Origin of the sequence: Pseudoalteromonas sp. T1lg48, assembly GCF_002964785.1 — a bacterium.
Taxonomy (GTDB): domain Bacteria; phylum Pseudomonadota; class Gammaproteobacteria; order Enterobacterales; family Alteromonadaceae; genus Pseudoalteromonas.
On sequence record NZ_PQCC01000004.1, the window covers coordinates 218098 to 244154 of the forward strand.

Annotated in this window: 27 protein-coding genes and 1 pseudogene; 17 read left to right on the forward strand and 11 right to left on the reverse strand. The window is 49.4% G+C overall.

Features of this window, described 5'->3' with window-relative positions; genetic code table 11:
• Window positions 1-15: 15 nt before the first annotated feature.
• From hisC to C2M29_RS06390, 7 genes are all read left to right on the forward strand, one after another.
• Window positions 16-1116 carry a histidinol-phosphate transaminase gene (gene hisC, locus C2M29_RS06355; protein WP_105189322.1) on the forward strand — a complete coding sequence of 367 codons (1101 nt, stop codon included), beginning with the start codon at window positions 16-18 and terminating at the stop codon, window positions 1114-1116.
• A 1-nt stretch (window position 1117) separates the two neighbouring features.
• Entirely contained in the window at window positions 1118-2179 is a 1062-nt protein-coding gene (gene hisB / locus C2M29_RS06360) for a bifunctional histidinol-phosphatase/imidazoleglycerol-phosphate dehydratase HisB (RefSeq protein ID WP_105188956.1), read from the forward strand.
• Window positions 2176-2766: an imidazole glycerol phosphate synthase subunit HisH gene (hisH, locus tag C2M29_RS06365; RefSeq protein ID WP_105188957.1), complete on the forward strand. Its 591-nt coding sequence runs from the start codon at window positions 2176-2178 to the stop codon at window positions 2764-2766. The genes hisB and hisH overlap by 4 nt, the downstream gene beginning before the upstream one ends.
• A gap of 9 nt (window positions 2767-2775) precedes the next feature.
• Window positions 2776-3510, forward strand: a complete 735-nt coding sequence (locus tag C2M29_RS06370; RefSeq protein WP_105188958.1) for a 1-(5-phosphoribosyl)-5-[(5-phosphoribosylamino)methylideneamino] imidazole-4-carboxamide isomerase — start codon at window positions 2776-2778, stop codon at window positions 3508-3510.
• Window positions 3492-4271, forward strand: coding sequence for an imidazole glycerol phosphate synthase subunit HisF (hisF, locus tag C2M29_RS06375; protein WP_105188959.1), 780 nt, complete (start codon window positions 3492-3494; stop codon window positions 4269-4271). Before C2M29_RS06370 ends, hisF begins: the two co-directional genes overlap by 19 nt.
• Complete coding sequence (gene hisIE, locus C2M29_RS06380; RefSeq protein WP_105188960.1) at window positions 4262-4870, forward strand: bifunctional phosphoribosyl-AMP cyclohydrolase/phosphoribosyl-ATP diphosphatase HisIE; 609 nt, start codon at window positions 4262-4264, stop codon at window positions 4868-4870. Before hisF ends, hisIE begins: the two co-directional genes overlap by 10 nt.
• Before the next feature lie 409 nt (window positions 4871-5279).
• Window positions 5280-5786, forward strand: coding sequence for a hypothetical protein (locus C2M29_RS06390; RefSeq protein WP_105188961.1), 507 nt, complete (start codon window positions 5280-5282; stop codon window positions 5784-5786).
• An 83-nt stretch (window positions 5787-5869) separates the two neighbouring features.
• Here C2M29_RS06390 and C2M29_RS06395 read toward each other — a convergent pair whose 3' ends face one another.
• Complete coding sequence (locus tag C2M29_RS06395; RefSeq protein ID WP_105188962.1) at window positions 5870-6646, reverse strand: class I SAM-dependent methyltransferase; 777 nt, start codon at window positions 6644-6646, stop codon at window positions 5870-5872.
• Window positions 6647-6717: 71 nt separating this feature from the next.
• Window positions 6718-7605, reverse strand: coding sequence for a LysR substrate-binding domain-containing protein (locus tag C2M29_RS06400; protein ID WP_105188963.1), 888 nt, complete (start codon window positions 7603-7605; stop codon window positions 6718-6720).
• Window positions 7606-7734: 129 nt separating this feature from the next.
• Between C2M29_RS06400 and C2M29_RS06405 the strand changes: the two genes are divergently transcribed.
• Window positions 7735-8763: a TDT family transporter gene (locus C2M29_RS06405; RefSeq protein WP_199774863.1), complete on the forward strand. Its 1029-nt coding sequence runs from the start codon at window positions 7735-7737 to the stop codon at window positions 8761-8763.
• Between the two features lie 64 nt (window positions 8764-8827).
• Here C2M29_RS06405 and C2M29_RS06410 read toward each other — a convergent pair whose 3' ends face one another.
• On the reverse strand, window positions 8828-9388 hold the full coding sequence (locus tag C2M29_RS06410; RefSeq protein ID WP_105188964.1) for a fasciclin domain-containing protein: 561 nt from the start codon (window positions 9386-9388) through the stop codon (window positions 8828-8830).
• A gap of 250 nt (window positions 9389-9638) precedes the next feature.
• Between C2M29_RS06410 and C2M29_RS06415 the strand changes: the two genes are divergently transcribed.
• Window positions 9639-10424, forward strand: a complete 786-nt coding sequence (locus tag C2M29_RS06415) for a glycosyltransferase family 25 protein (RefSeq protein ID WP_105188965.1) — start codon at window positions 9639-9641, stop codon at window positions 10422-10424.
• Window positions 10425-10453: 29 nt separating this feature from the next.
• Here C2M29_RS06415 and C2M29_RS16880 read toward each other — a convergent pair whose 3' ends face one another.
• Both C2M29_RS16880 and C2M29_RS16885 read right to left on the reverse strand, forming a co-directional pair.
• On the reverse strand, window positions 10454-11053 hold the full coding sequence (locus C2M29_RS16880) for a PDZ domain-containing protein (protein ID WP_442792543.1): 600 nt from the start codon (window positions 11051-11053) through the stop codon (window positions 10454-10456).
• Between the two features lie 63 nt (window positions 11054-11116).
• Window positions 11117-12225: pseudogene (locus tag C2M29_RS16885) on the reverse strand (M61 family metallopeptidase); the annotation flags it as partial.
• Window positions 12226-12484: 259 nt separating this feature from the next.
• Between C2M29_RS16885 and C2M29_RS06425 the strand changes: the two are divergent.
• The 8 genes from C2M29_RS06425 to ilvN all read left to right on the forward strand — a co-directional run bounded on the left by C2M29_RS06425 (window position 12485) and on the right by ilvN (window position 22116).
• Window positions 12485-14020 carry a GGDEF domain-containing protein gene (locus C2M29_RS06425; RefSeq protein ID WP_105188966.1) on the forward strand — a complete coding sequence of 512 codons (1536 nt, stop codon included), beginning with the start codon at window positions 12485-12487 and terminating at the stop codon, window positions 14018-14020.
• A gap of 25 nt (window positions 14021-14045) precedes the next feature.
• Window positions 14046-15389, forward strand: a complete 1344-nt coding sequence (gene ppnN, locus C2M29_RS06430; protein WP_105188967.1) for a nucleotide 5'-monophosphate nucleosidase PpnN — start codon at window positions 14046-14048, stop codon at window positions 15387-15389.
• Window positions 15390-15395: 6 nt separating this feature from the next.
• Complete coding sequence (locus C2M29_RS06435) at window positions 15396-16199, forward strand: 5'-3' exonuclease H3TH domain-containing protein (RefSeq protein WP_105188968.1); 804 nt, start codon at window positions 15396-15398, stop codon at window positions 16197-16199.
• A 61-nt stretch (window positions 16200-16260) separates the two neighbouring features.
• Window positions 16261-16653: a DUF3192 domain-containing protein gene (locus C2M29_RS06440; RefSeq protein WP_105188969.1), complete on the forward strand. Its 393-nt coding sequence runs from the start codon at window positions 16261-16263 to the stop codon at window positions 16651-16653.
• On the forward strand, window positions 16628-18334 hold the full coding sequence (locus C2M29_RS06445; protein WP_105188970.1) for a hypothetical protein: 1707 nt from the start codon (window positions 16628-16630) through the stop codon (window positions 18332-18334). Before C2M29_RS06440 ends, C2M29_RS06445 begins: the two co-directional genes overlap by 26 nt.
• A gap of 210 nt (window positions 18335-18544) precedes the next feature.
• A complete protein-coding gene (locus tag C2M29_RS06450; protein ID WP_105188971.1) occupies window positions 18545-19552 on the forward strand; it encodes an isocitrate dehydrogenase in 1008 nt (335 codons plus the stop codon).
• A 342-nt stretch (window positions 19553-19894) separates the two neighbouring features.
• A complete protein-coding gene (locus C2M29_RS06455; protein ID WP_105188972.1) occupies window positions 19895-21619 on the forward strand; it encodes an acetolactate synthase 3 large subunit in 1725 nt (574 codons plus the stop codon).
• On the forward strand, window positions 21619-22116 hold the full coding sequence (gene ilvN / locus C2M29_RS06460; RefSeq protein WP_105188973.1) for an acetolactate synthase small subunit: 498 nt from the start codon (window positions 21619-21621) through the stop codon (window positions 22114-22116). The genes C2M29_RS06455 and ilvN overlap by 1 nt, the downstream gene beginning before the upstream one ends.
• Window positions 22117-22342: 226 nt before the next feature.
• Here the strand turns inward: ilvN and C2M29_RS06465 are convergent, their stop codons facing one another.
• The 6 genes from C2M29_RS06465 to C2M29_RS06490 all read right to left on the reverse strand — a co-directional run bounded on the left by C2M29_RS06465 (window position 22343) and on the right by C2M29_RS06490 (window position 25980).
• Window positions 22343-22552 (reverse strand): hypothetical protein, encoded by a 210-nt coding sequence (locus C2M29_RS06465; protein WP_105188974.1) that lies wholly within the window; start codon window positions 22550-22552, stop codon window positions 22343-22345.
• Between the two features lie 127 nt (window positions 22553-22679).
• Complete coding sequence (locus C2M29_RS06470) at window positions 22680-23075, reverse strand: hypothetical protein (protein WP_105188975.1); 396 nt, start codon at window positions 23073-23075, stop codon at window positions 22680-22682.
• 118 nt (window positions 23076-23193) lie between these two features.
• Complete coding sequence (def, locus tag C2M29_RS06475) at window positions 23194-23697, reverse strand: peptide deformylase (RefSeq protein ID WP_105188976.1); 504 nt, start codon at window positions 23695-23697, stop codon at window positions 23194-23196.
• A gap of 124 nt (window positions 23698-23821) precedes the next feature.
• Window positions 23822-24274 (reverse strand): hypothetical protein, encoded by a 453-nt coding sequence (locus C2M29_RS06480; RefSeq protein WP_105188977.1) that lies wholly within the window; start codon window positions 24272-24274, stop codon window positions 23822-23824.
• 120 nt (window positions 24275-24394) lie between these two features.
• Window positions 24395-25444: an alpha/beta hydrolase gene (locus C2M29_RS06485; RefSeq protein ID WP_105188978.1), complete on the reverse strand. Its 1050-nt coding sequence runs from the start codon at window positions 25442-25444 to the stop codon at window positions 24395-24397.
• 137 nt (window positions 25445-25581) lie between these two features.
• Window positions 25582-25980: a hypothetical protein gene (locus C2M29_RS06490; RefSeq protein ID WP_105188979.1), complete on the reverse strand. Its 399-nt coding sequence runs from the start codon at window positions 25978-25980 to the stop codon at window positions 25582-25584.
• Between the last annotated feature and the right edge of the window lie 77 nt (window positions 25981-26057).

Below are 26057 nucleotides of genomic sequence, written 5' to 3' on the forward strand. Positions count from 1 at the left end.
AAAACACAACAACAGCTGGGTTCACCACAAGACGGGTTAGCGCAAAACTTGTTACCGAAAAATATTGCCAACCTCAGCGCCTACAGTTCGGCAAAGAGTGAAAAACTCAGCGGCTCAACCTGGCTGAACGCCAACGAAAGCCCTTATAACCGCGAATATCAACTCAGTGGTCAGGCTCTCAACCGCTATCCGGACCCACAGCCGCAGCAGGTGATCCAGGCCTACAGCAATTATGTTGGGGTAAAGCCTGAGCAGGTGGTGATGACCCGAGGCGCCGATGAAGGCATAGAGCTGCTGGTACGCACCTTCTGCCAGAGCGCAAAGGACAGCATAGCCATTTTTGCACCCACATATGGCATGTATAAGGTCACCGCCGACACCCATAATGTCGCGCTCAATACCCTGAGCCAGGAGTTATTGCTCCAAGGCGAGGTGGATCAGATTTGCACCCAGGTTGGCGATGCCAAGCTGGTGTTTATCTGCAACCCCAATAACCCCACCGGCGCCCTGGTAGGCCAAGATAAAATCGCCGCCATTGCAGCGCGCCTAACAGGCAGCGCCCTGGTGGTGGTTGATGAAGCCTACATCGAGTTTTGCCCTGAGCAAAGCGCGGTGTCATTACTGGCTGACTACGCCAATATAGTGGTGCTACGCACCCTGTCCAAAGCCTTTGCCCTGGCGGGTCTGCGCACCGGTTTTACCCTGGCAAACGAGAGCATCTTAGCACCGCTTCGCAAGGTGTTGGCGCCCTACCCGGTATCCACCGTGGTGGCCGACATCGCCGCACAAGCGCTGAGCACCGCAAACATAGCCTCAATGCGCCGCCAGGTGGATACTTTAAACGCCCTTAAATCACGCCTGCAACAATGGTTGGAGCAAAGCGATGCAGTCACTCGGGTACTCGCAGGGGAAGGCAACTTTGTCACCTTGCAGCTAAAAGACAAAAACGCCATTGCCATTGCCTATCAGCAGGGCCTGGTCATGCGCCCCTTTACCCTTTATGGCGAGGACGATTGGCTGCGTATTTCCATCGGCAATGAGCAGGAGCTCAAGGAAGTTAAAGCCTGGCTTGACTCCCTAACCGGCTCCAATAACAAGGCACTTTTTAGGAACTAATATGAGCAACCCCTATTTATTTATTGACCGCGACGGCACCCTGATTGAAGAGCCTATCAGCGATAAGCAAGTCGACAGCCTAGAGAAATTAGCCTTGTTACCCGGTGTTATCCCAGCGATGCTCGCCCTGCAAGCGGCCGGCTATCGCCTGGTGATGGTGTCTAACCAAGATGGCCTGGGCACGGACAGTTTCCCGCAGGCGGACTTCGACGCGCCGCACAACAAAATGATGGAGCTATTTACCTCCCAAGGCATTCACTTTGAAGACGTGCTGATCTGCCCGCACTTCGATGGCGACAACTGCCAATGCCGTAAACCAAAAACCGGTTTGCTGGTCGACTTAATGCGCTCAGGCAAGGTGGATATCGCCAATTCTTATGTCATTGGTGACCGACAGACCGATATTCAATTGGCCGAAAACCTCTGTATGCAGGGCATCTTGTATCAGGATAACTGGGCGCAAATAGTCACTCGCTTGACTACCGCCGACCGCCAAGGCGCCGTCAGCCGCGACACCAAGGAAACGCAAATTGCCGTAGCGCTAAACCTGGATGCCAATAAAAGTGGCGAAATCAGCACTGGGCTGGGCTTTTTCGACCATATGCTGGATCAGATCCGCACCCACGCCAATATTTACCTGGATATTAAGGCCAGTGGCGATCTACACATAGACGAGCACCACCTGGTCGAAGATGTCGGCATCGCCTTGGGTCAGGCGCTACGCCAGGCTCTTGGCACCAAGTCGCAAATTGCCCGCTACGGCTTTGCCCTGCCGATGGACGAATGCAAGGCCGAAGCGCAAATCGACTTATCCGGACGCGCTTCGTTTGTGTTAAATGCCGATTTTAGCCGTGAAAAAGTCGGCGATATGGATGTACAAATGGTCGAACACTTTTTCAAAAGCCTTAGCGATAACGCCGCCCTGTCGCTGATTTTAAGTGTCACGCCCGGGAATTGTCACCACCAGGTTGAGGGCCTGTTTAAGGCCTTCGCCAGGGCGCTGCGCATGGCCATCAGCAAAGACAGCTCGCAACAAATGGCCAGCTCCAAGGGGGTTTTATGATAGCCATAATCAACACCGGCTGCGCCAATATCAATTCGGTGCGCTTTGCCTTTGAGCGTTTGCATACTCAGGTTGATGTGATCACCGACGCCGAGCAACTAAGGGGCTATGAACGAGCTGTATTACCGGGAGTGGGCCATGCCAAGGTTGCCATGGCGCGCCTGATTAACGGCGGCTGGCAAGAAGCCATTAAGGAATACCAAAAGCCATTGCTGGGCATTTGTTTGGGCATGCAGTTGCAGTGCGAGCACACGGCCGAGGGCGACACCCCCTGTTTAGGCATCATTCCCGGCGCCGTCGACCAGCTTGAGGTGGGGAATTTAAGTGCCCCGCACATGGGCTGGAATACCCTAAAGATCACCAAAACGCACCCACTGACCAAGGGTGTTAAGGATGACGATCAGGTGTACTTTGTACACAGCTTCGCCCATGGCTGTAACCAGGCAACCCTGGCCACCAGCGAATACGGCCAAACGTTTTCGGCCATGGTCGCTCAGGACAACTACGCCGGGATGCAATTTCACCCGGAGCGCAGCGCCAAAGTGGGCGCGCGCTTACTGCAAAACTTTATTGACTGGCGGCTTTGAGGACGCATTATGATTATTCCAGCATTAGATGTATTACAACAACAAATCGTGCGTTTATTTCAGGGCAAATACGACACCGCCCAGTTCTATCCCTTTGACTTGGCCGAACGGCTCATGGAATACCAGCAACAAGGCGCACAAAAGCTGCACCTGGTTGATTTAGAAGGGGCGCGAGATCCAAGCAAAAAGCAATGGCGACAAATTCAGGCAGCCACCAAGGCGCTCAACGTCGGCTATCAGGTCGGTGGCGGTATTCGTACCAGCAAGGATGTCGAGCAGTGGCTCACAGCCGGCGCCGCACAGGTGGTGATTGGCTCAAAAGCGGTCAACAACCAAGAGCAAGTGGCTAGCTGGATAAACCAATACGGTGCTCCGAAATTTGTCATTGCCCTGGATGTGAATAACACCGAAAAGGGCTGGATGCCCGCCACCCATGGCTGGTTGGAAAGTGGTGATGTCTCCTTGTTTGAGCTTATCGACTTTTACACCGAAATTGGGGTGCAAGACTTTTTATGCACCGACATCAGCAAGGACGGCACCATGAGCGGCCCTTCCTTTGCTTTGTACGAGCAACTGCAGGCGCATAACCCCAGTCTGCGCATTCAGGCCTCCGGTGGCGTCAGCTCATTAGCGGATATTCGTCGCTTAAAAGAAATTGGCACCCAAGGAGTGATCTTGGGTAAATCCCTGCTTGATGGCGCCTTTACGGTTGAGGAGGCATTAGCATGTTATCAAAGCGCATAATCCCCTGTTTAGATGTGAAAGACGGCCAGGTCGTTAAAGGCGTCCAGTTTAAAGGCCATGAAATCGTCGGCGATATTCTTGAGTTGGCCAAGGCCTACAGCGATGCCGGCGCCGATGAGCTGGTGTTTTATGAAATCAGCGCCAGCGTGGAAAAACGCCTGCTTGATGTGAATTGGGTCGAACACATAGCTCGTCATATCGATATTCCGTTTTGCGTTGCCGGTGGCATCAAGTCCGTCGCCGATGCGGCGCGGGTGCTTGAAAGTGGCGCCGATAAAATCAGTATCAATAGCCCGGCCATTGCCCGTCCCGAGCTTATTCGCGAGTTACACGACGAATTTGGTAAACAATGCGTGGTGGTGGGTATCGACAGCTTTTTTGATGCCCAAACAGGCGAGTATCTGGTCTATCAGCTTACCGGCGATCCCAACAGCTCGTCGCGCACCCGCTACAATACCCTGGAATGGGTTGAGCAGGTGCAGGCCCTCGGCGCCGGTGAAATCGTACTAAACTGTATGAACCAAGACGGCGTACGCAAGGGCTATGACATTGAACAATTGGCTAAAGTACGGGAAATCTGCCACGTGCCCTTAATCGCCTCCGGTGGCGCCGGAAAAATCAGCGACTTCAGTGAGGTATTTAAAAAGGCCCAGGTAGATGGCGCCCTCGCCGCCAGCGTATTTCATAAGAACCTGATAAATATTAACGAATTAAAACAACACCTAGCCGATAACATGATAGCGACTCGATTATGCGAATAGATATTAGCAATGTAAGCGATGTGAATTTTGCCAAGTGCCCGTTGATCCCAGCCCTGGTACAGGACTTTATTACCGGGCAAATTCTCATGCAGGGATTTATGGATCAGGCGGCACTCACCCACACCCTGGAGCAAAAGAAAGTCACCTTTTACTCCCGTTCAAAACAGCGCCTGTGGACCAAGGGCGAAAGCTCCGGTCACTTTTTACAGGTTGAAGCCGTCTACACCGACTGCGATCAGGACTCGATTCTGATCATGGCCTACCCACAAGGCCCCACCTGCCACCTGGGCACCCAAAGTTGCTTTGGTGACGCCAAACCAAGTTTGGGCTTTTTAGCCGAGCTGGAGCAGATCATCATCGACCGAAAGGATGCGGATCCACACAGCAGCTACACAGCATCGCTGTTTGCCAAGGAGCTCAGCCGTAGTTGCCAGAAGGTTGGCGAAGAAGGGGTGGAGGTCGCATTGGCAGCGATGAAAAACGACAATAACGAGCTGACCGATGAGGCCGCCGATCTGCTGTATCATTTGATTGTGCTGCTGCAACGCCAGGGCTTATCCTTAGGGGATGTGGTAGCGCGGTTGCAGTCTCGGCATTAGCCGGGTCAGCGCCCCAAAAAGGCCGCACTTGTAAGTAAATAGCTGTTTAGGTGGGCAATTATTCACTCTCTGGGTGTTTTACATTGCCACACCGCCCAGAGATTTTGTATGCTTAGGGTCTGTTGACCTTTGTTGTTTGTTTCTGCAGCGGCTTGCTGGGTATTTATACAAGGCAGAGCATGCGCAATGTAGTTATTCTACATAAGGATGCGATAACACCGTAGAAATGCGCATCAAGCGCTGCCCTATGGGTTCATCTAAACGCCTTCAGCTCTTTGTTGCTCACTATTTGCATAGAATAACTATGCCGCATAGCTCGCGTCGCGATCAGAATGCGTTTAGATTGAACATAAAGTAAACCACAAAGATAAACAGACCCTCTCCTACTACAAATAAGGACCTGTTTGCCATGAAAGCAATTTACCCAGCATTAGCGGCCGTTATTCTCCTCGCCGGCTGCGCCAGCCCAGCGCAAAAACAGCAACAAACCTATGTCGATAACCTTTCATCCTGCGACAAAATCCAAGCCTTGATGTCGGCCTATGACAATCAGTTTGATGGTTTGAAAATGGCACGCACCCAGTCCAAATTTATCGACAGCTGGCAGGCCCGTTATCACTTGGTCGGCGACAGCTGCCAGATCAGCGCCCTGCACGAGCGCACCTATGCCTATAGCTGTCAGCAAACCTATGCGGATAAAGACGGTGCCCTGGCAATCCACCAAAAGGCATCGGATTTTACTCGCCAATGCTTGGGCGAAGGCTGGTATGAGCAACAAAAAGAGTCTGAAAACTCGCTGCGCACCACCTTTGTAAAGGACGATGAGACTCCCTCTGTGTCCATCCATACCGGCAAATCGCTGTCGCGCAAAACCCCTTGGATGACGTCGTACGATATCGGCAAGGTAAAGAAATAACCATTACAATCAAAGCATAAAAAGCCGAAGTCAGTCTTCGGCTTTTTTGTTGAAGTTCACCAGCAACTAAGGTGCTCCAGGTTTTATTCCGCGATTTTACGAGCCTTGACCCCATACACCAAAGGCACTTGCTGGCCGTTATGTAATTTCTGATAACCAAGACCGGGCACCGGCTCTAACCCCTCAAAACAATTGTAGGGACTGTAGGGATATTCGTTAAAGGCTTCGATGCATAGGCCCGCATCTACTAATGCGCTCAGCACCTCGCTGAGCGAATGCGACCAGCATACGGTCGTTGAGGTAGTGCCATCACAATTTTCCGTGTAGGTGCCTTCTTCCTCCACATCGGGCTCCTCACTGGGAAAATAGGCGTAGCCGCTAAGCACATCGTTAACGGGGTGAAACTCTATCAGGTGAAACTCCCCGCCTACTTTCAAGGCACCGGCTATGATCTGGGCCCACCGAGTTAAATCCGGTAACCAGCAGATAGTGCCGTAGGAGGTAAACACCAGATCGTACTGCTGCGTATTTTCCTGACCAAAGCGATAGATATCCGCTTCGATAAACTGAGCGTCCAGCCCTAAGGCATGTTTCAAGGCGTTTGCCTGGGCAATGGCTTGCGAGGATAAATCGACCCCGGTCACCTTTGCCCCTAGGCGTGCCCAGGACAAGGTATCCTGACCAAAGTGACATTGCAGGTGAAGCAGGGACTTACCGGTCACATCGCCTACCTGTTCACGTTCAATGGGATTAAGGGAACAGCGGCCATTTTTAAAGGCGTCAACGCCGTAAAATTCAGACGCTACATGCACCTGAGTTCTTTTATCCCAGGTGGCCTTATTGATTTGCAAATAATCCATGGTGTTTCCTGTTGTTATAATTTCACCCGCTTGCTTGCCTCAGATTAGCTCGCTATCGACTTAACCGTTTTTTACTGACCGGACCAATTCTCGCAAAAGCCTATAAACTGCTTAAGCAACGGGCTTTGATATTTTTCTTTATGGTATAACAGCCAATAATCCCGTGTAAATGTGATTGGCAAGTCCAATATGCTCACCCGCTCTAATTGTTCGGCCTGGCTCAAGGCGCGGCGTGACAAACAAGTAATGCCGAGCCCGGCGGCGGTGCTGTTAATAATGGCCGAGGTACTATTGAGCTCAAAGGCCAGTTGCCACTGGCTTAACCGGGCGCCAAGGTGATTTAGAAAGTATTCCCGGGTACCTGAGCCCGGCTCGCGTAACAGCCAGTGCTGCTGCTCCAGATCCGCTAGCGTGGGCGCCGACAACTGCGCCAGCGGATGCTGCGGATGGCAGGCCACCACCATCTCATCTCCAAGCCAGGGAATGCTGTGGAGCTCATCATGTTGAACCCTGCCCTCAACCATGCCGATATCGAGCTCAAATTCACACAATTTCTGGCATATCTTTGCGGTATTAGAGATGTACAAGGCCTGCTCTCGATGGCCGGATGTGTCGCGAAAATCTCGCAATAAAAACGGCGCAACCTGATTGCCTAGGGTGTCGCTGGCGCCAATATTTAACTTGCCGGTGATGGCGCCCTGCTGATTAAACAAGTGCTCAATGTCCCGAGTCCTTGCCAGTAGTTCATCGGCGAGCGGTAACAAGCGACGCCCCTGCTCATTGATCAGTAACCTGTTATTGTGGCGATCAAAAAGCTGCTGCCCCAGTTGTTTTTCCAGCTCGCTCAACGCCATGCTGATGGCCGGCTTAGATAAGCATAATTTATTGGCGGCGGTTGTGATGCTGAGCTCCTGAGCCACGGCCACAAATACCCGTAGTTGTCGCAAGGCAATATTCATTACGCCTCCGTTCAATTTTACTTAAATATACAATCAATATTTTAAAATATATTAAACGTTTTTTTGGCTCTACACTACACCGAAAACCGAGCCGCGAATCGGCGCGAACTAAACCACAAGGGTGTAGCCATGACCATGAGTAAACAAGAATCACGATTAACCAAGGTGCCGACTCCCTTAGCAGGATTAGCCCTCGGGATTGCCTCACTAGGCTGGTGCTGGGAAAACATCGCTGGTATGAACGGCGTGGCGCAAGCAACGGGGGCCTTAATAGCAACTGCGTTATTGCTGTTAGTACTGGCCAAATTTATTACTCACCCGCGCACCTTAGTGGAGGATTTACGCCATCCGATTACGGGCAGTGTGGTGCCCACCTTTGCCATGGCCACCATGGTTGTATCAAGCGCTTTGAGTGTCATAACGCCACTGCTCGCCAAAGGCCTATGGCTACTGGCCATACTCTTGCACAGCGGGTTTTTCGCGCTATTTGTTTATCACCGCCTTGCCGACTTCAAACTACAACACATGGCACCAAGCTGGTTTATACCGCCCATAGGTATTATTGTGGCTGACGTCACCTTTCCCGGGGAAGCGCTGCGTCCGCTGGCCGAATCACTACTCATTTTTGGCATCGCCATGTATGCGTTAATGTTGCCTCTGATGCTCTATCGCTTACTTTTTGTTGACCAGCTACCGGACAACGCCAGGCCTACCTTGGCCGTACTGGCGGCGCCCGCGAGTTTGTCACTGGCCGGTTATCTGACCTTGGTTCAAAACCCTTCGCCACTGGTGATAGGCATTCTGCTCACCCTGGCCGTGTTAATGACATCTGTGGTGTATCTGGCTTTTTTTCGACTTTTACGCCTGCCCTTTAGCCCCGGCTATGCCGCCTTTACCTTTCCCTTGGTGATAGGTGCCACCGCCCTGTTTAAACTTGCGGATTGGATGACGATTAATGGTTGGCAAGTAAGGGAAATAAACTGGGTGACATCGGTTGCACAGCTAGAGTTGATAGTCGCCACCTTGATTGTTACCTATGTCTGCGGCCGCTATTTACACCATTATCGTCCACAGGCAAGCGCCGTGAAATCAGGCGCAAATACCCATTTAATGCCCGTCATCAGGAAACTCCTTGGCATTTATAAGATGGGGTTGTAAACAGCACTAAAAAAAGCGCCCCCTGAAAAGGGAGCGCTTTGCCTGAGGTCAGTGGTTAACACCACTAAGGAATGAGTACGGTATCAATAATATGCACCATGCCGTCCGCCACGCGGTTATCTATATTCAATAAGGCCGCTTCAGAGCCATTGGCAATGATCAAGCCACTGTCAAACATGATGGTGTTGCCGTCAAGCATGGTTAACTGTTTCGCTCGCACCACAGAGCGAGAATTACGCACCCCATCGGTTACATGATAAGCCAGCACTCCACCAACCCCCTCAACGCCTAATAGCCCGACCACCGCGTTATACGCATCGGCGTCGTTGTCCGTGTTGGTCAGGTTATAAAACGCTTGGTCGTTCGGAGCAAATACCGTGAAGTCACTGCCATCAAATAAACTGATGGCGCTGGTATCTATAAGCGCCGCGACCAAAATATCGAAGTCATTGCCATTATCGTCAAAGTCAAATGGCTCGCCCGAAGCACCCAGGGCAAATTCAACGATGCTCGCTTGAGATTTGTTGGCCCATTTGGGGCTCTCAGCCTTAGCCGGCGCCGACAAGGCAGCGCAAAGCGCAGTAGCAACGAGTGCTGTATTAAAGGTACGGCTTAAAATAGTCATGGTCTGTGTCCTTAAACTTAGGTGGTAAAGGGAGATTCACATTTACTACAGGGGTCAATACGTGGCTACTTTTTATCCAGATCACAAATTTTCTATTTATATCCTTAGCAGGCTCATAATATCTCCCCACGCAGCTAAGCAAACCTAATCTGCTCGGTAATCCGGCCGGTAATCCACCTGTCATCCCAATTACATCCCTGTGTCTTATTCCCATCTCATACTGGCATCAAATCAATCAGCGGAGAGCGTAATGATCCCCATCTATGTGATTAACCTCAAAGGCAGCGACAACAGGTTACAACGAGCGGCGCAACAACTAACAGGCCAAGGATTAGCTTTTGAACGCATTGACGCGGTGAACGGACGGCAATTATCTGCAGCACAAAAAAACGCAATACTTGATACTAAAGCCAATCGGACTAAGTTTTACCGCCCTTTGAGTGATGGCGAAATCGGCTGTTATCTGAGTCACAAGAAGTGTTGGCAAACTCTGCTTGATAGCCAAAATGAGTATGCCTTGGTGCTTGAGGATGATTTCTCGCTGGTGGGGAACCTCAAGTCCAGTCTGGCGTCGGTATTAAATCAGCCATTACCCGTAGACATTATCAAGCTTTGCAACTATCAGGGCCGCGAACGTGCCAATAAGTTCAGCCGTGAGCTGGATGCGAATCATCATTTGGTGATCCATGATAAGCCGTTAAGCGGCTGTTGTGCCTATGTGATCAGTCGCTCCGGCGCAAAATGTATGCTGGCCCATGCCAGTAAGATTTATCGTCCGGTGGATACGGATATTCAGCATACCTGGGAGACCGGAGTGCATGTTGGCGCCCTGCATCCCTACCCTATTGCCCAAGACAACTATTTCGATAGTGATATAGCCAGTAAAGGGCGCCAAAAGCCCAAGGCCTATCCACTGCAAAAACAGTGGCTGGCCCTCTGCAACTGGAGGTCAGCCTTTACGGCTCGGCGCCACCTGATCGCCGCCCTTAAAGAACATAACCACAGTACGTACCCTATCCCTGCAACCAACACCTGATTGTGGTTGCAAGGACAAGGCGACTAAGGTTAGTCGCTTAGCTCTACTCCCATCCAGGCTTTGAACAGGGCTTGTTGCTCAGGTGTTGGTGCTGGAACGGGCTGAACTTTGGCATCCTTGTCATATGTCTGTCCTAGGGTGAGCGTCACTTGTTGGAGACGATCGCGGCGAAAGAAACTCACCGAAACCTTATCGCCGGCGCTATAGGCACTTAGGGTTGTGGCCAAGTCGGTGCTGATTCGGCGACCATCAATGGCGACTATCAAATCGCCGGCGGTCAGCCCTGCTTGCCAACTTGCGCCGCCACGACGAACATGGTCAAGTTTAAGCAAGCCTTTCTCCATGCTTGTGCTTACATCCAGCGAGGCAATCTGCTTGGCATCTTCGGGATACACGCGCTCTAGACCGACCTGATTTAACAGGGCATCAAAGTCCAAATTCATGGGCGCTTCCACATTTTCAGCCCACCAGGCAGCGTAATCCTGACCGCTCAGTTCGTTAAGGATGGCGATCACGTCCTGCTCATTAAAGCCTTTGGGTAGTTTATGCTTGTTATAGAGCTGGCGGTGCACATCGCGATAGCTCACCTGGCCGTTAGAATCACTAAGCAGCTTCAGATCCAAGGCCATGGAAAGCAAAGAGCCCTCCGAATAGATGTTGGTGCTGAAGTTACGGCCATGATCGCCACCTTGATTGATCCACTTGTCAAAGCTGGTATGGGCGGCGCTTTGTACCTCACGGCCCGGCGTCAATAGGTGACGGTTAATACGCTTAGCCAGGTCTTTAAAGAACCTTTGTTGGTCATTAACCCCGAGCGCAAAAGCAGGTGATCTTCCAAGTAACTGGTGGAGCCTTCCGCCAACCACAGTAAGCGCGTGTAATTTGGCGCTATATAGTCGTAAGGCACCATGCCCTCGGGACGATAAGCTTTAACATTCCAGGTATGGATAAACTCATGAGCGGCGGTGGCAATAAAGCCCAGATAGTCTTCGCGCTTGGCAAACTTATCTCGATGGCGCTGAATAATAGTTGAATTTAGATGCTCGGTGGCGCCCCGTGCTCCCGAAGTGGCATGCACCATAAACACGTAGCGCTCGTAAGGATACTCGTCCCAGACCACATGGCCGGTTTGCACCAGGGTTTTAAGGTCGGCCACCATCTTTTCGCTGTCGTAGTTGCCTTCCCCCCAAATAACCAGCTCATAGTCGCGGTTATCAACCGTAAAACTGTGTAATTCGTTAATACCCGTCTCAATCGGTGAGTCCACTAACACATCATAATTAGGGGCCACAAACTGGTGTGGATTCTTGCCCTTGTTCATCCCGGAAACCGAACGCCAGCCTTTTGGCACCTCAAGCTGCACGCTTACCGGTTCATTACGAGCCGCCTCGCTATACATAAAAAAGCCGGAGGCATCAATAAAGGCATGGGTGTCATCGATATGACGGGCACGCAGACCCAGTTCATTAGCATAAACCTGGTAGCTCAAGGTTACATTGGTGGGCTCATGCAAAAAAATACGCCAGGTGCTTTTATCGATTTTTTGCCATTTGAGGGCCTCCCCTTGAGCATCGGTGGCCTTAAAATAACGTACCCCGTTGGCCAGGTTGAGAATGTCATAACGGCCGGTTCGCCAGGCCGGGAACTTGGCATCGATATAACTTTGCCCAGTCTTATCGAAGCTAACGCTGACATCACCGAGGTGATGAGCCCCCTGGTCGATGGAAAGTTGATAATATGTGGTGGCCTTTGCCACTGTGGTGACGAGCAGCAAGGCTGCGGCAACTAGGATTTTTTTCACTGCACACCTGAAGTCTTATTACTTTGCGGGCAGCCTAGCAAAGCACCGGGCATCATCTCAAACCTTTGCGGTCAACGACCAGATCCCATCGTACTGTGAGTCCGAACTTTATGGATACAATGCCACTGTTAATCACAAAAACGATTAAAAACAAAACCAATCGCCCACAAATTTTCGACAAAATACTGATACTTAATCAGTATTTACGATAATTATGTTGTACACTGGACAATATAAGAACGAAAAAGGATAGCAGTGCGTGTCGGAACAGCTTGAGGCTTTGAGAAAGAAGTTGCATTCAGCCATTTCGCAACGACAGACCATTGAAATGACGCGACAGGAACAGGTAAGTACCTTGGCGCAATTTATTGCGAAATTATCGTTAGTCTGCAAAGGCATTGATCTTGAACTGGATAATCGTTTAGCCAGTTTTCGCAAGCATCTGCAGCAAGGCGCCCATTTTCAGGAACTCGGCCCCATCATTGCCGAATTGACGACCCTGCTCGCGCGCCACGAGGCCAAAATCGAAGCTCAACTGCGCCAGTTACACACCTGTGTTAATCAGGCCGGTGTTAATCTGCAAAAGCGCCAGGGCCTGCCTAACGAATCACGCCGCACCTTAAGAGACCTGCTCAACACGCACCTGCATGAAGTGCAGACGCCACTGGATTTTATCCCCGTATTCGCGCGCCTGGTCAGTATTTATGATCAAGTGCTTAGTGCCAGCAACGCCACCGATGGCAAAGATAACGCCGAAGAAGTCGCCCACTTTGCCAACGAGCTGACACAATTGAGTACCGAGGTCAGCGTGCAAGGCGAGTTTATCGAGCAAATGCGAGCCCTCAAACACAACATTAATGCGGCGACCGAGTTCGAGCAGCTGCTCGCAGCCAGCATTGAACTCACCCGCATTATCGTCACCAGTCTCAGCCGCGAGCGCAGATCGGCGCAGCACTTCCTGGCAGCCCTCAATGAAAGCCTGAGTGAGCTGCAACAACTGCTTGCCAATACGGTAGATAAGTCACGTCAGCTCGACAGTAAAATCTCCGCGGTGTACCAGCAGATCGATGAGAATATCAACCAATTAAGCCAGCATACCGAGCTGGCCACCAATATCGCCGAGCTTAAAAGCACGGTGGAATCGCGTCTCGCCAGTCTCACCGCGCAGTTGATAAACAAAGAGCAGCTCGAAGCCGAACATCGCGATGCCTTGCACCAAGGCTTACAGTCCATGCAATCCCGGGTGCAGAACCTGGAGCAACAGGTGCAGCAATACGAGGCCTCTTTGGAGCGTCAGCGGCTGATGAATCTGCAGGACGGGCTAACCAAGCTCCCTAATCGCCTTGCCTTTGATGAGCGTTTAGATTTAGAGCTAAAGCAATGCCAACGCAATGGCGCGCCACTTTGCTTGGTCGTTATCGATGTCGACCTCTTTAAGTCAATTAACGATACCTACGGCCATAGCGCCGGCGATAAAACCCTACAGGTGCTCGCCTCGGCAATGAAAAAAGCCATTCGTAGCAGTGATTTTATTGCCCGTTACGGCGGTGAAGAATTTGTTTTGGTGATGCCGAACGTCGACCTGGAAAATGTGGTGCTGCCGTTAGAAAAATTGCGCGCCAGTGTGAAAAGCATTCCCTTTAAATTTAAAGATAAGCAGGTGCAAATCACCGTCTCTATCGGTGCCACTCAGGTTAAAGCCAATGACACCGCCCTTAGTGCCTTTGACCGCGCCGATCAGGCGTTGTACGAGGCAAAACATGCCGGCCGCGATCGCTTAGTGGTCAAGCAATAGCCAAGTTTCAGTAAAGGAGTAGGCTATGAAAATACAGCTCAACCCTACCGGGGTACTCAACTTACTTTCGCAATTGGAAGTGGATTTACTAGAACAATCAACCACCGACCGCTATCGGTTATTTCGCAACTGTGCGCTGGCGGTGCTCAACGTTGGCAGCCATACCGACTCCAGCGCCGAGATTTATGACAGCTATAAAGACTTTGATATCAGCTTAGTGGTCCGCGAGCGTGGCATTAAAATAGAGTTAACCAATCCACCGCAAACGGCGTTCGTCGACGGTGATATTATTCGTGGTATCCATGAGCACATTTTTTCTGTCATTCGCGATATTTTATTTATTTGTCAAAGACATCACACCATGTACGAAGCGGACGCCAGAGCCATTACGCACATGGTCTTTGATATGCTGCGCAACGCCGGCGCCCTTGAAGTAAACACCGACCCCAATATGGTGGTGTGCTGGGGTGGTCATTCCATCAACGAAGTGGAATACCATTATGCCAAGGAAGTGGGTTATCAGCTTGGGCTGCGCGGCCTTAATATTTGTACCGGCTGTGGTCCAGGAGCCATGAAGGGGCCGATGAAGGGAGCCACCATAGGCCATGCCAAACAGCGTATCGCCAATCCCCGCTATTTAGGGTTGACCGAGCCGAGTATTATCGCCGCCGAGCCGCCGAACCCCATAGTCAATGAACTGGTGATCTTGCCAGACATTGAAAAACGCCTGGAAGCCTTTGTGCGCGTGGCCCATGCCATCATCATTTTCCCCGGTGGCGCTGGTACTGCCGAAGAGCTGTTGTATTTACTCGGCATCCTGTTGCATCCGGACAACGACAAACAACAGCTGCCGGTGATCCTCACGGGGCCAGCAGAAAGCCGCGCCTATTTCGATGAAATCGTGACCTTTGTTGGCGATACTTTGGGCCCAGAAGCGCTGGACAAATTCGAAGTGATCATCGGCGATCCCGCACTGGTAGCCCGTACGCTGAAGCAAAGCATGCAGGACGTACGTGATTATCGCCGTCAGCATGGTGATGCCTATTATTTCAACTGGACGCTGCGAATCGACCCCGAGTTTCAGGCGCCCTTTGTGCCAACGCATGATAATATGTCGTCACTAAACCTGTTCCTCGAGCAGCCTAAGCAGCAGTTGGCGGCAAACCTGCGTCGCGCGTTCTCCGGCATCGTCGCCGGCAACGTCAAGGACGAGGGCATTCGCGCCATCAGCCAACATGGGGTGTTCGAGCTGTGCGGCGATCCCGAGCTGATGGTTAAAATGGATGCCCTGCTCAGTGCTTTTGTCGCTCAACGCCGTATGAAGCTGCCTGGCAGCGCCTATATCCCCTGTTACACCATTCAGACGTAGGGTCTAATGCAATTATTACTTATCGATGCGCTGAATCTCATTCGGCGCATATACGCGGTCTGCGAAAGCCAATACGGCACTCAAAGCGAGCAAGCCGTAGAGCAAGCCATTAGCCGCCTTGAGCGCGCGTTAGTGAAACTCAAAGCCCAACATCAACCCCAATATGCGCTGGCCGCCTTCGATGGCGACAGCAGTTGGCGCTACGAGTATTTCAGTGGTTACAAGGCCTCACGCAAACCCATGCCAGAGGCACTGAGTAAACAACTGCCCCGTTTTATGCACGCCATCAATGCCCAGCAGATAGCCGTGGTTCGCGCCGTCAACGAAGAGGCGGATGATGTACTGGCCACCTTAGCCGCCAAGGCCAATAAGCAGGGTATCAAGGTAGTAATAGTGTCCACCGACAAAGGGTACCTGCCACTGATAGAACAAGGCATCACCGTATTTGACTATTTTACCAAGGCCGAACGCAGCGCCGCCGAGGTGCAACAAAAATACGGCATCGATGCCGCCCGACTGTGGCAGTATTTTGCTCTGGTGGGTGATAAAACCAATGATATTCCCGGGGTCAGTGGCATAGGCGCCAAGTCGGCACAGGCACTGCTAAGCCAGTACCCCAGCGTCGCCGATGCCCTCAGTGCCGAGCCCGAAGGAAAAGTTCAGCAGCTATTAACGCGACATTTGCCAGACTATGTGCGCGCCTTGGCCCTGGTGTCACTGCGCACCGACATCGATTTAGGAATATCCTTAAAGCAATTACGCCTAAGCGCGGATGCGCCACAAATTACGCTTCACACATCGCAAATTTAGCATTGCGAAAATGAACTAGGTATACTGGGCGCAGGTGTTCGGCTCCAAGGGTAACAAACTGATGTGGACCAAGGTTTTAAAATACATAATTCTCGGTATTGGCGTGTATGCGGTAATAGCCACCTTAGTGATGAGCCTGTATAAGGACGACCCCGGCGCCATGGTGTGGCAAGACCGTGAGGCCTATAACAAGCGTTTTATTGCTAAGCTTGATTCCACCACGCCGATGCATATTGAAGAAGTGCTGGCCACCTTGGGCACACCGGATCTCACCTTTGTGAAGCGCCGTGGTGAGGATATCTACCAGATCGTTTTTTATCGCACCCAGCACGTCAAAGCCGATGGCATCACCACCAAGGACGAGTGCACCGGGTTGTTGTTTAAGAATAAAAAGCTACTAGTATGGGGGCAACAGGCCGAACTCGCCTATGACAAAGTCGACTTACAATCCTAAGCAGGTGCAGGAGCTGGGCAAGCTGATCACCTATATTGCCCGCTTACATCGTGCCAGCCGTGATAAAAGTCAATGGCCTAGTCTCTATCCCGCCATACTCGCCCTAAGCGAGCGTTTAAGTCGCCTCAATGGCCAGCAGGGCTCATTATTTCATTGGCTGCTGTCGGCAGAATTACACCAATACAATTACGCCACCCGCTTACATATCAAGCGAATCGCGGCGCTGGCTTGCCTGGTTCAAGCACAACAATATCACCGCAAAGACTGCGAATTGTTAATGATGGCGGCACTGAGCTGCGATCTCGCCGTCCTCGGCTTGCTCAATAAACGTGACGCAAACCAAGCACTGAGTGAGCGAGAGCAAAAACAGTGGCAACAAGGCGGATTATTGAGCCTGAAAATGCTCAATATTAATACCGAGCAGCAACCGGCCTTAGTCCAGATAGTGGCGAAAAACAGACGCTATCAACAGGTGCTGAGCAGCAATAAAAATGTGCAGTTATATTGTGGTTTTACTCGTACCCTGGCCCTGGCACAGCATCTTGCCAGCCTTAATACCAGCGCAAGCACGCGCCCTGGCCTGCATTTCTTTAATGCCTGCGCCTCAGTATTTAAGCAAAGTAATAACGAGGCGGTGCAGCAAGACTGTCGCCTCCTGGTAGCTTACCTCTCTCCCCAAATTCTCGGCAGTTCTTGGCAGCGTGGCGAGCAGACCTTAGTCTATTTAGGTCAACGCCAACAGGACGAGTATATTTTCACCGAGCTGGGAGCCGATGATCACCGCTATCGGCTCATCCCTAAGCCGCAGTGGCAGTATGAGGACACTCAGCAGCACTACTCTACGCTGGATGCGTTTCTGCAGCGGCTAAGCGCGCCGTTACAACGCCACACACCAAGCGCCGTGCGAGCCGGTCTACCCACCGAGCTACTGCAACAGGTGCAAAGTGCAAAAGGCTATGCCGACATGGAGCACCTGCTCAGCAACGAGCCGCAATTGCAAGCCCATGTGCTCGAAGCTGCCGGCGCCTATAACCGCACCACGCAAGCGGCGGCGAATGTACGCCATGCCTTATCCATGGTGGGTCTGTATAATATTGGCGACTTTATTACCCGGGTGATCTTAAGCCAACAAGTTGCACAACTGCGTCATCCGCTATCGGGCTTTTTACTCGGGCGCATCAATACCGCCTGTGCTGTCATAAAGCACCTGAGTGCGCGGATGAAAAACCTCCATCCAGAGCGCTTAATGGCACTGTATCTGTGTTATTTTTGCTATTTTGTCGAACAAACGCCGCAGCTTTTGTCCCGCAGTCTCGCCCTCGACCCACTCAAGCTGCCCTTTACAGAGCAAAACCCACGGCCCATGGCCGCCCTCCTTGGGGTCAGCCAGTATGATCACGCGGACCTTGCGGCTTACCTCAAGCGACATTTGGGCGATGGCGAATGGCTCAATGCCCTGCTGCAAAGTGAACAACAGCCCTATAATGAGCTCAGCACCAATGCCTTGGTTTGTTATAGCTTTAAGCTGGTGCTGTTTCACCTCTATGGATATGACCACCCGCACGCTCCCTGGCAACAGCAACTGGTAAAAAAAGCCATGTTAGAGAGTCAGGGACCCAGCACGCAACTCGATAAACTGGTGAGCGAGACCTTGAATATAGGCCCCTACAACGGCATCTAATAAATAGGCTAAATTCACCTTATTTATATTGGAAATAATATATATTTAAATGCCATATACTGGAAAAATCGGGGCTTAACTGCTATAAATCGCCCTGAATTCTCACGTAAATTTCCGCCACCCTCATCAGCTTTCTTATTACCCACAACAGTGTTGTGCGGCTATGCTTTTGGTGTCGGACTTCTCTATCAGTTTTAAGGAAATTGTTAAATGGCTAAGCAAACCATTACTGTCATCAAAGGCGATGGCATAGGTCCAAGTATTATTGACTCAGCTCTGGAAATTTTAAACGCCGCCGGTTGTGACTTTGAATACGAATTTGTTGACGCCGGCCTGGCCGCACTGGAAAAAACCGGTGAGCTATTACCGCCAGAGACCTTGGAAGCCATTGAACGCAACAAAATCACCCTAAAAGGGCCGTTGACTACGCCGGTAGGCGAAGGCTTTACCTCAATCAACGTCACCCTGCGTAAGCAATTCAACCTCTATGCCAATGTGCGTCCGGTTAAATCTTTCGCCGGCACCAAGGCCCGCTACGACGACATCGACATTATCACGGTGCGTGAAAACACCCAGGGCATGTACTCAGGTCTTGGCCAAGTGGTATCGGACGATGGCAACGAAGCAGAAGCCATGTCAAAAATCACGCGTGAAGGTGCCGAGAAGATCGTGACCTTTGCCTATGAGCTTGCCCGTCGTGAAGGCCGTAAAAAGGTGACCGCGGTACACAAGGCGAACATCCTTAAATCAACATCGGGCCTGTTTTTAAAGGTCGCTCGCGAAGTAGCCGAGCGTTACCCAGACATCGAGTCGGCAGAGATGATCGTTGATGCCGCCTGTATGAAACTGGTGATGAACCCGGAAGAATTCGACGTCATCGTTACTACAAACCTGTTCGGCGACATCCTCTCTGATCTGTGTGCAGGTCTAGTCGGCGGTCTGGGCATGGCTCCGGGCGCCAATATCGGTGAAAATGCCGCTATCTTTGAAGCGGTGCACGGCAGTGCCCCAGATATCGCAGGTAAAAACCTAGCAAACCCAACGTCTGTGATCCTTGCATCTATTCAAATGCTTGAGTACCTAGGCATGGCTGAGACCGCCGAGCGTATCCGTGCGGCCGTGGCCGACGTGATCAAAACCGGTGACCGCACCACGCGCGATCTAGGTGGCGAGCACGGCACCACAGACTTCACCGCTGCGGTGATCGAACGCCTATAACCCGGCATTCGACGTAAAATACCTAAGCCGGCGCAAGCTGGCTTTTTTTCGTTTTTAAAACGGATCAAAAAGAAAAAAATAACCCTAAAAGACAGATTAATATTCACTATAAGAATATTTTATCCAAAAACCCTTCCCTTAGGGTTGACATAAGTTGCCCAAAAAACTAACAATGATTAGGTGAGTTTAAAAGTTTCTACTTAGGTAAAAATATGTCAATTATGTTGGTTCTCATGGTTCTACTCGTGGTGGTCTTTAACCAGACTGCGGGGTAGGCGTGAGCCAACGATTAGGCTAAACAACCCCCGCCCTTATGCGGGGGTTTTTTTTTGAGGAATGAGGATGAGTAAGCAACAATACAACGGCGGTGAGCTGGTTGTCGGGGCACTGAAAGAGCTGGGCGTAAACTATATTTTTGGTTATCCCGGCGGTTCGGTGCTGGATCTCTACGATGCGCTGTTCGAACAAAATGATATAGAGCATATTTTAGTGCGTCATGAGCAGGCAGCCACCCATATGGCCGATGGCTATGCCCGCGCCACGGGTAAGGTAGGTGTAGTGTTGGCCACCTCCGGACCCGGTGCCACCAACTGTGTTACCGGTATCGCCACCGCCTATATGGACTCCATCCCCATGGTGGTGATCTCCGGCCAGGTCCCCACTCATCTTATTGGCGATGATGCCTTTCAGGAAACCGATATTGTTGGTTGCTCTCGCCCCATAGTGAAACACAGCTTTAACTGCCGCAGCGCCGAGGAAATCCCCACTCTGCTTGCTAAGGCCTTTTATATCGCCAGCAGCGGCCGCCCTGGCCCGGTCGTGGTCGAACTGCCTAAGGATGTACTCAACCCGGCGACCAAGTTTGACTTTAAAATGCCCCAGGATGTGGCTATTCGCACCTACAATCCCAGTAAGAAGGGCCACCCAAAACAAATCAAGAAAGCGGTGAATGCCCTGATGGCGGCGCAGAAGCTGGTGATCTACGCCGGCGGCGGGGTGATCCTCTCCAATACCAGCGAACAGCTCACCGAGCTGGTGGAAACCCTCAACGCACCTTGCACCAACACCCTGATGGGGCTTGGTGCGCTAAGCGGCGAACACCCGAACTTTATTGGCATGCTGGGTATGCATGGTACCTTAGAAGCCAATAAGGCCATGGCCCATGCCGATGTTATATTGGCCTTGGGCGCCCGTTTTGATGATCGTGTTACCAATAATGTGCAAAAGTTTTGCCCCAACGCCACCATAGTGCATGTGGATGTCGACCCCACCTCGATTTCCAAAACCATCAGCGCCCATATTCCCGTGGTCGGCAGCCTGGACATGGTGTTGCCGCAACTATTAAGCGCCATTGCCAAGTCGGGGCAAAGCATTGACCGCCATGCACAGGAAGACTGGTGGCGACAAATCAATCGCTGGCGCGAGCAAAAGTGTTTGAGCTACAGCCCGGGTGAAGAAAAAATCAAACCGCAAACCGTGATCGAGAAGCTGTATCAGGCCACCAATGGCGACGCCTATATCAGCTCGGACGTGGGCCAGCACCAGATGTTTGCCGCCCAGTACTACCCCTTTAAAAAGCCACGCCAATGGATTAACTCCGGTGGCCTTGGCACCATGGGCTTTGGCTTACCTGCGGCCATGGGCGTGAAGCTGGCGTTTCGCGACCAGGAATCAATCTGCATTACCGGCGATGGTTCGATTCAGATGAACATCCAGGAGCTGTCCACCTGTTTGCAATATAACCTGGCGGTTAAAATCGTTTCCTTGAATAACCGCTCTTTAGGCATGGTCAGACAGTGGCAGGACATGCTCTACAGCGGTCGTCATTCCTCTTCTTACATGGAATCCTTACCGGATTTCGTCAAGCTTGCCGAAAGCTATGGCCATGTGGGTATTCGCGTCGATCACCCCGATGAACTCGATGCCGCCATCGCAAAAATGATGAGTATTACTGATCGCCTGGTGTTTCTCGATGTCCGCGTCGATGAGCTTGAACATGTTTACCCAATGCAAATTAAACTCGGTGCCGTTGATGATATGTGGTTGAAAAAAGGAGTAAAAGCATAATGCGTCGTATACTTTCCATCTTACTTGAAAACGAACCCGGCTCCTTGTCACGTATCGTCGGCCTGTTTTCCCAACGCGCCTATAATATTGACAGCCTGGCGGTAGGTACAACGGACGATGCCTCGCTTTCGCGCATCACCATCACCACTCAGGGGGGCGATCGCGTCCTCGAGCAAATCCTCAAGCAGGTGAATAAGCTGGTCGATGTGCTCAAAGTGATAGACTTAACCGAGCAAAGCCATATCGAGCGCGAGCTGCTCTTGGTTAAGGTGATAGCCCAGGACGAGAAAACTCGCGCCGCGGTGACCCGGGTAGTGGATGTTTTTGGTGGCGCCATCTTGGATATGGGCCGTACCAGTTATTCATTGCAACTGGCGGCGAGCACGGAAAAGCTGGAGTCCTTCCTCGATACCCTGCGTCATGAAACCGATATTATCGAAATGGTGCGCTCTGGCGCCATAGGCTTAGGCCGCGGCGATAAAGCGCTAAAAGGGTAAGCAATCAGTCGAAGCGGTACTCTTTGTGCCGCTTACTATGGCGATTGTCGAAGAGAAATAAAGATCTATGCCCATGCAGTGCTAGGGGGAGCGAACATCAACTATGCAGTCACTAGCAAAAGCGACCGAAGTAAACATCAAAATTAGAATTCCGCTGATAGATTTCATTGTATGCCTAACGCCTGTGCAATTTATTCCATCACGCACTTGTTATACCGTATGCTAATCATTCTTCATTACTATTAATTTCTGAGACTGCTTTTTTCGTCTCTTTCTTAATAGCTTTTGCTGCATCCCTTGAGGCATGACCAATTTCTGTTGTCACTTCTTTGACAGCACCTCCAACATCTCTTCCCACTTCTTTTACAGTTGAGCAAGATACGACCAATCCTAGCGTGATAAAAATGGATAATGTTTTAAGGCTATATTTTTCCATCTAATTTCTCATCTATTAATATGTATAAGCCCCACTAAGGAGCGAGTAATAGTTGGCTAACATGTTAAACAGCCAACATTTTTTGTCCGCGTATACGACCTTGTTAGGCTGGACCTTCTTCACACTTTTAGCATCTGATCCACGACTGAATCGTTGCACCGAAATTTGGCCAATCGTGTCGTCTCATTCTATAAGTATTCACACCGTCAAATAAAAACCACCATTTAACCAGCGTCCCGTCCGAGCCTAGCTCTTCCTCACCATCGTAAATCAGAAGAAATTTATCACCTCTAACTTCAAGTATTTCTGCTTCGCTTTTATATCCTTTAGTGGGAATAAAAATTTGTTTTTTCTTGTCACTTGAGAGCCTATATACGAATCCGTCTTTTTCACATGATGCACCTTTCAATACCCATTTTCCTTCCATAGCCTTCAGCGGGTCTAAACGGTAATCAGGCACGGCAGCATAGCTAGAGAACGAATTCAATAAAGCTAAAAATGATATTACGTATATCGTTTTCATGATTGAGCGCCTAACGCCTCTGTTAAAAAGCAAAATTTGGTTAGCTATAATGTGAAGCGGAGCGAAACCAAGGCAAACGTTAGCAGTCCTGCCTTAAACAGCTTGTTATAAGCCATTATTACGCCGCTGTTTTAACTGCTTTTTTGACTTTTTTTAGCGCTACTTTCTGTTTTAATGGGGAAAGGTAATCAATAAACAACTTGCCTGTCAAATGGTCGATTTCATGTTGTAAGACAATTGCAAGAAAATCATCGGTCTCCACAGTCACTTCTTTTCCATTACGATCTAAGCCTTCAACTTTAACCGTTGTAAAACGCTCTACATCAGCGTAGTACCCAGGAACAGATAAACAGCCCTCTTGCCCCATCTCTTTATTCGAGCCACTAACGACCTTTGGATTAATAAGTATCAGGGGAGAATTTCTTTCCTCTGAAATATCGATAATTATAATCGCTTCGCATCTTCCAACTTGTGTAGCCGCTAAACCTATTCCATCGTCAGTGGCGTACATAGTATCAAGCATGTCATCAATTAACGTTTGGACCTCTTCAATATTAACAACTTTCTTTGCTTGAACTTTTAACTTCTCATTTGGAGCTTTCAGTATTTCTAAAACGGCCATTTTACCTCGATGTCTGATTTTGGCTTATAACGCCCCAATAAGGGCTGATAAATGCTTGGCTAAACTTAGCGAGGAACGAGCCAGCCAAGCTTAAAGCGTTCATTCATTAATACGTTTGTTAGGTTTATAGCTTCTTGTAATACACGTCTATCTTGTGCTCAATAGCCTTGAAGTCACTCTTGATTTTGAGAAAACAAACTTCTCTTGTTTCTTTTTCTTCGTAATCTTTTCCTGCGACCTTGGTTGTTGCAATTGTACTAGAAGTGGCACAAAAACCGGTATTGTCAGTTAAACGCACGCTTGTATTTTCGAACGTAGATCGTGGTGTAGAGTTAGGCTTATTCATTTTTCTCATGAACCCAATCATTTGTTGTCCTGTTACCTTGCGGCTATCACTGCCCATACCTGGGACATGCATAGTTTGGACTATTTGATATTCGTCAGTAAGCCACTGGGAATATTTACTAGCATCATTACTCATGTAATCTGATTCAAATGCAAGATAGATAGACTTTAACTCGTCATTTGCAAAGGCATTTAAGCTTATAAATGCCAGAAGCGAAAAAATATATTTCAATGGTTACTCCTTTAAAGCTAACGCCGCAATAAGCGGAAATTGATAGTTGGCTATAATTTGAAGCGAAGCGGAAAAAGCCAACTGTTAATTTTCCGTTTAATTACCTTGTTATATTCCGTACTAACCACTACACCTTTGATTATTTTTAGCCTGATTACATATTACATTGAGAATATTTTCACCGGCTTCTTTATATCCATTACTAGATAAATAGTCAGATATTTCAAACAGTGAATCTATGCCTTCTGAAGATTGATTAATTGTGAAAGCTATGTGCTTATTAAGTTCTTCAGTCGCATTTTCAGAAATAGCATAATGAGCTACTAACTTTTGCAAGGTTTCGATTGGAACAGAAACCTTAAACCCAAACTTTTTAGATAAATCTGTATAGTGTTTTTTTAAACCGTTTAACCCTGAAGTTTTTACTTCGTAGGTTGGTTCCCAGCCCGCAAATGTTGATTGTAAAGCATATTGCATAGAAGAATGTTTAGTGGTTCTATGAGATTGCTCTGGGAATTTTTGGAATTCAAAAGAGCTTTTAGATAAGTTACTTAACTTCTGAGTTAATTCAGTAAAAGGGTTTTGCATATGCTCACCTTCATTTGCGATGGTGATCGTAAGAGGAGCTTTCTTTTTTAAATCCTCAATTTTTGATTTGGATACCATATCTAAGATGTAATTATCGTCAAGAGAAGGACTGAAAGCGAAGTATTTAGAAAAACCAGGATTATTACTTAACCAATAATCTAAGACGAAACGGCCTGAATTAGAATGCCCAGATAGAATTGTATAAGGCGCAACTCGGTAATTATCATTAACAAAAGATACGACTTCTGTCGCAAGAAACTCAGCAAAGGGCGTTGTTTTTCCATTTTCAGGACTAAGTTCTTTTCCTCTACTTTCGATACCTACAACTATAAAGTTTGGAATTTGATCTTCTAATAGATCAATAGTCGATAGGGTTGAAAGCATATCCCATTGACCGTGTAGTACGTATAATACTGGATACGAATTATCTTCATCGTGATATTTCTTTGGAAGTTTTATTAATAAGTTTCTTTCTTCCCCAAGTGTATCGGACTTTAACTTAATTTCCTCAGCTAAAATTAAATCTGAGGCGAATGAAAACTGTGAACAAAGTAAAACAAAACTAAAAATAAATACTCTCATTTATAACTCTCCATGTTGATGAAACCCTAGGAATATAACGCCCGCCTATGGGGCAAATTGAGTGGGCTAAACTTGAGCGAAGCGAAAAGCCCGCGAAAATTTGTCCCAGCGAGTTTACGAGCAACATCAGGCTCTTGTTAGGCATATTTTTTACACTTAAATTGAAGATAAATAAAGTGAAACGTAATTACAACCGAAGGTATAACTACATATGACGCTAGCCAAAAGTCGTAAATAAAATACAATACAGCGCAGGCAAAAGAACCACAAAATAGAGCTAAATTGAGCCTTTTATCAAAACTAATTTCCCGCCCATTAATAGTTTTATAGCTCAACTCTATCAAGACCCAATACGCAAATAATCCAGCTAAATTGCCGATAAAGGCTAAAAACAGCTCAGGTGAAAACTCTGTACTTTCTCTAAACAAATGAGCCGGCACTCCGAATATGAGCTGAAGAGCAGACATGTAAATTATGAAGCAGCCTAATGGAATGAGAATTATCAAAGCTTCGAGGGATAACAGAACTTTTTTCATATGCCTAACGCCTCCATAAGCGGTGAGTAATTGTTGGCTAAAATGTGTAGCGAAGCGGAACCGAGCCAACTGTTACG

Coding starts and splice junctions, on each gene's coding strand:
- C2M29_RS06415 (WP_105188965.1), top strand. CDS start 9,639: ATGATCCCCATCTATGTGATTAACCTCAAAGGCAGCGACAACAGGTTA.
- C2M29_RS06470 (WP_105188975.1), bottom strand. CDS start 23,075: ATGAAAACGATATACGTAATATCATTTTTAGCTTTATTGAATTCGTTC.
- C2M29_RS06455 (WP_105188972.1), top strand. CDS start 19,895: ATGAGTAAGCAACAATACAACGGCGGTGAGCTGGTTGTCGGGGCACTG.
- C2M29_RS06440 (WP_105188969.1), top strand. CDS start 16,261: ATGTGGACCAAGGTTTTAAAATACATAATTCTCGGTATTGGCGTGTAT.
- ilvN (WP_105188973.1), top strand. CDS start 21,619: ATGCGTCGTATACTTTCCATCTTACTTGAAAACGAACCCGGCTCCTTG.
- C2M29_RS06465 (WP_105188974.1), bottom strand. CDS start 22,552: ATGGAAAAATATAGCCTTAAAACATTATCCATTTTTATCACGCTAGGA.
- hisIE (WP_105188960.1), top strand. CDS start 4,262: ATGCGAATAGATATTAGCAATGTAAGCGATGTGAATTTTGCCAAGTGC.
- C2M29_RS06435 (WP_105188968.1), top strand. CDS start 15,396: ATGCAATTATTACTTATCGATGCGCTGAATCTCATTCGGCGCATATAC.
- hisF (WP_105188959.1), top strand. CDS start 3,492: ATGTTATCAAAGCGCATAATCCCCTGTTTAGATGTGAAAGACGGCCAG.
- ppnN (WP_105188967.1), top strand. CDS start 14,046: ATGAAAATACAGCTCAACCCTACCGGGGTACTCAACTTACTTTCGCAA.
- C2M29_RS06390 (WP_105188961.1), top strand. CDS start 5,280: ATGAAAGCAATTTACCCAGCATTAGCGGCCGTTATTCTCCTCGCCGGC.
- C2M29_RS06490 (WP_105188979.1), bottom strand. CDS start 25,980: ATGAAAAAAGTTCTGTTATCCCTCGAAGCTTTGATAATTCTCATTCCA.
- hisB (WP_105188956.1), top strand. CDS start 1,118: ATGAGCAACCCCTATTTATTTATTGACCGCGACGGCACCCTGATTGAA.
- C2M29_RS06485 (WP_105188978.1), bottom strand. CDS start 25,444: ATGAGAGTATTTATTTTTAGTTTTGTTTTACTTTGTTCACAGTTTTCA.
- C2M29_RS06370 (WP_105188958.1), top strand. CDS start 2,776: ATGATTATTCCAGCATTAGATGTATTACAACAACAAATCGTGCGTTTA.
- C2M29_RS06445 (WP_105188970.1), top strand. CDS start 16,628: ATGACAAAGTCGACTTACAATCCTAAGCAGGTGCAGGAGCTGGGCAAG.
- C2M29_RS06400 (WP_105188963.1), bottom strand. CDS start 7,605: ATGAATATTGCCTTGCGACAACTACGGGTATTTGTGGCCGTGGCTCAG.
- C2M29_RS16880 (WP_442792543.1), bottom strand. CDS start 11,053: ATGGCCTTGGATCTGAAGCTGCTTAGTGATTCTAACGGCCAGGTGAGC.
- C2M29_RS06395 (WP_105188962.1), bottom strand. CDS start 6,646: ATGGATTATTTGCAAATCAATAAGGCCACCTGGGATAAAAGAACTCAG.
- C2M29_RS06405 (WP_199774863.1), top strand. CDS start 7,735: ATGACCATGAGTAAACAAGAATCACGATTAACCAAGGTGCCGACTCCC.
- hisH (WP_105188957.1), top strand. CDS start 2,176: ATGATAGCCATAATCAACACCGGCTGCGCCAATATCAATTCGGTGCGC.
- C2M29_RS06410 (WP_105188964.1), bottom strand. CDS start 9,388: ATGACTATTTTAAGCCGTACCTTTAATACAGCACTCGTTGCTACTGCG.
- def (WP_105188976.1), bottom strand. CDS start 23,697: ATGGCCGTTTTAGAAATACTGAAAGCTCCAAATGAGAAGTTAAAAGTT.
- C2M29_RS06450 (WP_105188971.1), top strand. CDS start 18,545: ATGGCTAAGCAAACCATTACTGTCATCAAAGGCGATGGCATAGGTCCA.